This window comes from Nocardiopsis endophytica (genome assembly GCF_027706725.1).
Taxonomy (GTDB): Bacteria; Actinomycetota; Actinomycetes; order Streptosporangiales; family Streptosporangiaceae; genus Nocardiopsis_A; species Nocardiopsis_A endophytica.
Window position 1 is genome coordinate 20,646 of record NZ_JAQFWQ010000095.1, and the last position, 6,504, is coordinate 27,149.

Consider the following 6,504-nt stretch of genomic DNA (forward strand, 5'->3'; position numbering starts at 1 on the left):
GCCCTCGCTCGGGGCGGCCCGCTCGGTGTCGGTCCACAGCGGGTGGTCCGCGGGGGCGAGCAGCCCCACGAACGCCTTGGAGGCCCAGTAGGGCGAAGCGGGCCCGGAGTAGGGCTGCAGCGTCGCCGTGTGCGGGCCGTGCCAGCCCAGGCTGAGCAGCCCGTCATCGCCGACGGCCCCGCGGTCGAGGAAGTAGCGCAGGCACCCGCTCATCAGCCGCCGCGAGACCCCGGGCGACAGCGGCGTGCGGCCGGTGACCGCGCCGAGCGCCACCGCCGCCGCCGCGGCGAACCGGTAGGTCAGCGACCGCCCCATGTGCAGGGGCGCGCCGTCGGCCCCGAAGAGCAGCCCGTACCCCTCCAGGTGCTCGCGCAGGCGGTCCCCGTAGCGGGAGGAGGTTCCGGACAGGTGGTCGTCGAGCACCGGGTACAGGTGCATCGCCCACCCGTTGTAGTGGTCGAAGGCGCGGCCGTCGCCGTCGGTGTACCAGCCCTGCCCTCGATACCACTCCTCCAGCAGCTCCAGCGCGCGCTCCCGGGCCCGCGCGGTCTCTGCGTCGCCGCGCCCCACCGACTCCAGGAACCCGGCCACGCTGTAGGGGAACAGGTACCAGTTGCACGGGGCGGGCAGGGAGCGCAGCGCGCCGCGCAGCCATGCCTCGGCCCGGTCCTGGACGGCGCCGTCGAGCCGGTCCCACAGCCAGGGCCGGGTCAGGCGCAGCCCCAGGGCGACCGACGCGGCCTCCACCATGGGCTGGCCCTGCACGTCGTAGTCGAGGATGAGCGGCCAGGACTCGTGGTCGGCGCCGCCCGGGCCGCGGGTGCCCGCGGCGAGCCCGTCGGCGTAGCGCTCCAGCCACCCGTGCGGGTCGGCGCCGTCGGCTCCGGCGACCCGGAACGCCGCGGCGAGCAGGGTGCGGGCGTAGCCTTCGAGCCCGTCCGAGCGCGTCCCGGACCGGGAGGGGCGGCCGGGCAGGTCCAGGCGCGCCCCGTGCGGGCTCGCGTGCCGCCAGGCGGCGGCCAGCAGGCCGTCGGCGGCCGCCTCCCAGTGGGCGCGGGTGTATCCGGTGCGGGGGCTGCGTTCGCGGTCCTCTTCGGGCAGGGCCAGGGCGGCGGTTGCAGGTGTGTTCAAGCGATCCGCTCCAGGTGCTCGCGGTGGACGGGGTGGGCGAACCCGGCGCCGGAGGCCCAGCGGGCGAGCTCGGCCGCGGCGTGCTCGGCCAGGCGCGTCCACTCGTTGCCCTGGGAGCCGGCCAGGTGCGGGGTGATCAGCACGTCGTCGCAGTCCCACAGGGGGTGGTCGGCGGGCAGCACCTCGGGGTCGGTGACGTCGAGCACCGCGCGCACCCGCCCGGCCCGGGCCGCGTCGGCCAGGGCGTCCTGGTCGACCACGGCGCCGCGCGCGGTGTTGATCAGTACGGCGTCGGGGCGCATCGACCCGATCAGCTCCCGGTCGACCAGGTGGCGCGTTGAGGGCAGGAGCGGGGTGTGCACGCTGACGGTGTCGCTGCGGGCGAACAGCTCGTCCAGGGCGACCGGCTCGGCGCCCAGGGCGGCCGCCTCGGCGTCGGTGACGTAGGGGTCGTGCAGCAGGATCCGCAGGTCGTGCGGGCGCAGCAGGTCGATCACCCGCCGCCCCACCAGCGAAGCCGACAGGATCCCGACGGTGCGCTCGTGGTTGCCCACGGCGCGGGGGGTGTGCAGCATGTCCGCGCGGCGGCGCCCGGCCTTGTAGTCGCGGGCGCGCTCCAGCACCCGCTTCCCGGTGAGCAGGATCATCGCCACGGTGTACTCGGCGACGGGCACGGCGTTGGCCGCGGCCGCCGAGGAGACGGCGATGCCGCGCTCCCAGCAGGCGGGGGCCAGGTGGCCGCGCACCGACCCGGCGGTGTGCACGACGGCGCGCAGCCGGGGAGCGGCGGCGAGCGCGTCCTCGTCCAGCAGCGGGCAGCCCCAGCCGGTGACCAGCACCTCGGTGCCGGCCAGGACCGCGCGCGCCCGCGGGTCGGTGAAGTCGTCCAGAACGGGGCCGGGCGCCAGGTCGCAGACCTTGTCCAGGGCGGCCATGGCGCGCCCGTCCAGGACGGCCTCGGCCGCCCGGGGGGACATCGCCAGGGCGGCCTTCGGGCGCCGGGTCACTTGACCGCCCCCGCGGTCAGGCCCGACCGCCAGAACCGCTGCAGCATCAGGAACGCGGCGATCAGGGGCAGGACCGCCAGCAGCGACCCGGTGATCACGACCGGGTAGTACTCGGGCGAGGTGGTGGCGGCGCTGTTCCAGTTGTACAGGCCCAGCGTCACCGGGTAGAGCTCCTGGTCGGACAGCATCACCATGGGCAGGAAGAAGTTGTTCCAGATCGCGGTGAGCTGGAACAGGAACACGGTGACGGCGCCGGGCAGCAGCATGCCGAACGCCACCCGGAAGTACAGGGCCAGCTCACCGGACCCGTCCATCCGGGCGGCCTCCAGGACCTCCCGGGGGACGTAGCCGTCGCTGAAGATCCGGCCGAGGTAGACGCCGAAGGGGTTGAAGAGCAAAGGGATGAACACCGCCCAGAACGTGTTGACGACTCCGAGGTTGGAGGCGAGCAGGTACAGGGGCAGGGCCAGGACCGTCTGCGGCACCATCACCGCGGCCAGGACCAGGCCGAACAGCTTCTCCTTGTGGCGGAAGCGGTAGGTGGAGAACGCGTAGCCGCAGGCGGTGCTGACCAGCGCGCTGAGCGCCGCCCCGCCGACGGCGTAGACCAGGGTGTTGAGGTACCAGCGGCCGTAGACGCCGCCGTCGGTGGCGAACAGGTCCACGACGTTGGACCAGGGGGAGAAGCCCTCCAGGGAGAGCAGGCGGCTGGAGAACAGGGCGTCGGTGTCCTTGGCGGCGGCCAGCACCAGCCACACCACCGGGAGCAGGGTGTACAGGGCGAACACGGCGACGACGGCGTTGGTCACCGCCCGCCCGGCCAGGCGGGGGCCCGCGGAGGGCCGAGTGGGAGGGCCTGAGGGGTGCCGGGTGGAAGGGCCTGCGGAGGGCCGGGCGGAGTGGCCCGTGGACGCGCTCATCGCTCCTCCTCGGGGCCCACGGACCGGTTCGTCCACCGCGTGACGGCGTAGGACAGGGCGATGGTGCAGGCCAGCAGCACCACCGACGCGGCCGCGGCGAGCCCGTAGCTGTTGCGGTTGAAGGCGGCGTCGAAGATGTACATGCTCGGCGAGAACCGCGAGTCGATCATCGACGTGGACTGGCCGAGCAGCATGGGCTCGGTGAACAGCTGCAGGGTGAAGATCAGGCTGAACAGGACCACCGTGACCACCGCGGAGCGGATCTGGGGGGTCTTGACCAGCAGCGCGGTGCGGACCGGGCCCGCCCCGTCGACCACAGAGGCCTCGACGACCTCGCGGGGCAGGGCGCGCAGGGCCGTGTAGAAGATGACGGTGTTGTAGCCCAGGTTGCTCCACAGCACGACGTTGACCAGGGAGGGCAGGACGGTGTCCACCCCCAGGAGGTCGACCTGGAGGCCGCCACGGGACAGCAGGTCGATCACCGGGCTGATGCCGGGGGTGTACAGGTAGAGCCAGATGACGGCGGCGATGAGGCCGGGCACGGTGTGCGGCAGGTACAGGCCCAGCTGCGCCCAGGCGCGCAGGCGCACCGCCCCCGAGTCCAGCAGCAGGGCCAGCACCAGTGAGGCCGCGACCAGCAGCGGGATGTAGATCAGGCAGAACAGCAGCATGCGGCCCAGCCCGGCGGTGAAGGTGGGGTCGGCGAGCACGGCGAGGTAGCTGCGCAGGCCGACGAAGGAGGGGTTCGGCGGGCCGAAGCCCAGGCCGCTGCGGTCGTCGGCGAACAGGCTCAACCACACGGCGGTGCCGACGGGGACCAGGAAGACGGCGGCGAGCAGGACGAAGAACGGTGCCATGAGCACACCGCAGGCGACGAGCTCGCGCCTGCGGGCCGAGCGGCGGCCGGTGCCCGCGCGCCCGGCGCCCCGGGAGGGGCGCTGCGCGGGGGCGGAGGGGGTGGTTCCGGTGCCGGTGCGGGTGGTGGCGGTGTGCGGTGTCGTCGGGCCGGCTGGCGGGGGTGCGCCCGTGCCCATGGGAGTGGCCTCCTCTGTGTGGGGGGCGGGGCCTGTGTGGGGGGTGGGGGCTGTGGGTGCGGCAGGGTCTGTGTGTGGAAGGGCCTTCATGTGTGCGGCCGGGCCGGGGCCGGGGTGTGCGGCCCGGCCGGGGTCAGCCGCCCTGCTCGCTGATGGACAGGCCCAGCGCCTTGAGGTCCGGGGTGGTGCCGTCCTGGGCCGCGCGCACCGCGTCCAGGAGCGTGCCCCGGCCGGCGCCGGCCCGGGCGAAGTTGTCGTGCATGAGGTTGAGGGTGGAGGTCATGCGCGGGCCCCACACCCAGTCGTCGCGGACCTTGAGCGCCTCCTCGGCGAAGAGGGCGTAGATGTCCTGGTCCCCGTAGTAGTCGGGCAGGGCCTCGCGGGCGACCTCGACGAGCTCGTCGACCACGGGGAAGGCGGAGCTGGTGCCCGCCGACAGCCGGGCGCGCATGGCGTCGGGGTGGGACACCTGCCACTCGATGAACTCCATGGCGGCCTCGGGGTGGCGGCTGTCGGCGGTGACGGTGAAGGTCGAGCCTCCGTGGTCGCCGAGCACCCCGGCCCCGGGCTCCCACTCGGGCAGCGGGGCGACGGTCCACAGGCCCTTCTGGCCGGGGTGGGAGGACATCTGCGCACCGGCGTCCCAGGCGCCGCTGAGCCGGACGAGGACGGTGCCGTCGCCCACCTGGGCGGGGTACTGCGGCCCGCCCACGGAGTTGGCGAAGACGACGTCGTCGTCGATGAGCTCCTGCCAGTACTCGGCCACCCGGCGGGTCGGCGCGTCGGTCATGGCGACGGTCCAGGTGTCGCCCTCGGTGGCGAACCACTGGGCGCCGGCCTGGCAGGCGTAGGAGGCGAACTGGGTGCCGCCGTCGGTGGGGAAGACGGTGATGCGGCTGCCGGGGATCCGGTCGCGGACGGCGCGGCCCAGGTCGGCGAAGTCCTCCCAGGTGCGGGGGGCCTCGAAGCCGTGCTCGTCGAACAGGTCCCGGCGGTAGTGCATGACCATCGGCTCGATGTCGAGGGGCAGGGCGTAGATCCTGCCGTCGAAGGTGGCGCGCTCCAGGGCCTGCGGGAGCAGGACGTCGCGGGTGCGGTCGCTGACCAGGCCGGTCAGGTCGGTGGCCACGCCGTCGATGGCGAAGCCGGGGAGCTGGGGGTATTCGAGGGTGGCCACGTCGGGCGCGTTCCCGGCGCGGGCGGCGTTGCTGAGCTTGGCGTAGCCGCCCTGCGTTCCGGCGGGGATCTGCTCGAAGTCGACCTGGACGGTGTCGTGGGTGGCGTTGAAGGCGTCGACCACCTCCTGGCTGCCGCGGATCGCGGACCAGAAGGTGATCCGGGTGGGGCCGCGCCCCCCGGAGGGGCGGGGCCGGTCGGGGGCGCACCCGGCGAATGCGCCGATCGCGGGCAGGGCCAGCCCCGCGGCGAGGACGCCGCGACGGCTCGGAGCACCGCTCATCAGTGCCTCCTGCTCCTGTGGTCCAGGGTGGGACACCGTGATTCTCGCCATATGAACGGATACCGGTCAATAGGTCGAACGAAAGGAAAATCCGATCAAACGATCAGAATTGGTGTGGGTGCGGACGTGAGCGCGGGCGCCGGCGTGGGTGCGGAGACGAGGTTGCAGGGTCGCAGCGGGGCCAGCGCCCTATGCCCGCCGCCCGGCGCGAGGAGGAGGGCGGAGGGGAAGGTGGGCGGCCCGCGCGGTAGCGCTGCCGGGCGGTGGGCGTGCGGGTGGTCGCCGTGGTCGGCGGCGACGGAGCGAGCAGGGCGGATCCCTGGCCTGGCCTGCCGGACGGCGGGTCGCTCGCGGTTCCGGTGGGAGGGCGGCCCAGCTGGTACCCCGCTCAGGGGCCCCACCCGGGCGGCGGGCAGTCGGGGCACAAGGCCGACAGCAGCGACGACAAGAGGCCAGCGGCCCTCAGCCCAGCGCTGTCGGGCGCGGCCCGTGCGCGTGGTCACCGCCTTGAGCGGCGACGGAGCGAGCAGGACGGATCCCCGGCCCCGCCTGCCGGACGGCGGGCTGCTCGCGGTTCCGGTGGGAGGGCGGCCCAGCTGGTACCCCGCTCAGGGGCCCCACCCGGGCGGCGGGCAGTCGGGGCACAAGGCCGACAGCAGCGACGACAAGAGGCCAGCGGCCCTCAGCCCAGCGCTGTCGGGCGCGGCCCGTGTGCGTGGTCACCGCCTTGAGCGGCGACGGAGCGAGCAGGACGGATCCCCGGCCCCGCCTGCCGGACGGCGGGTCGCTCGCGGTCCGGGCGACGGCGCGACACCCCTGCCCGGCGATGATCTCGACAAGAGTGCTGTCATTCCGGCAGTTTTGACAGCACTCTTGTCGAGATCATCGAGGGGGCGGCCGGTGCGGGGGCGCGCTGGTGTTGATCTCGGGGAAGTCGGGGTTATCGTGTCCGG

At 74.0% G+C, this 6,504-nt stretch carries 4 protein-coding genes and 1 pseudogene; all 5 read right to left on the minus strand.

Annotated features, from left to right (window positions below; all coding sequences use genetic code 11):
• Positions 1–78 precede the first annotated feature (78 nt).
• Positions 79–1,233, minus strand: a pseudogene (locus O4J56_RS32170) (DUF2264 domain-containing protein); the annotation flags it as partial.
• Positions 1,128–2,138, minus strand: a complete 1,011-nt coding sequence (locus tag O4J56_RS24910; RefSeq protein ID WP_270689118.1) for a hydroxyacid dehydrogenase — start codon at positions 2,136–2,138, stop codon at positions 1,128–1,130. The pseudogene O4J56_RS32170 and the gene O4J56_RS24910, both read right to left, overlap by 106 nt.
• Positions 2,135–3,058 (minus strand): carbohydrate ABC transporter permease, encoded by a 924-nt coding sequence (locus tag O4J56_RS24915; protein ID WP_270689119.1) that lies wholly within the window; start codon positions 3,056–3,058, stop codon positions 2,135–2,137. The genes O4J56_RS24910 and O4J56_RS24915 overlap by 4 nt, the downstream gene beginning before the upstream one ends.
• On the minus strand, positions 3,055–4,092 hold the full coding sequence (locus O4J56_RS24920) for a carbohydrate ABC transporter permease (protein WP_270689120.1): 1,038 nt from the start codon (positions 4,090–4,092) through the stop codon (positions 3,055–3,057). The genes O4J56_RS24915 and O4J56_RS24920 overlap by 4 nt, the downstream gene beginning before the upstream one ends.
• Before the next feature lie 133 nt (positions 4,093–4,225).
• Positions 4,226–5,551, minus strand: coding sequence for an ABC transporter substrate-binding protein (locus O4J56_RS24925; RefSeq protein ID WP_270689122.1), 1,326 nt, complete (start codon positions 5,549–5,551; stop codon positions 4,226–4,228).
• Positions 5,552–6,504: the final 953 nt, after the last annotated feature.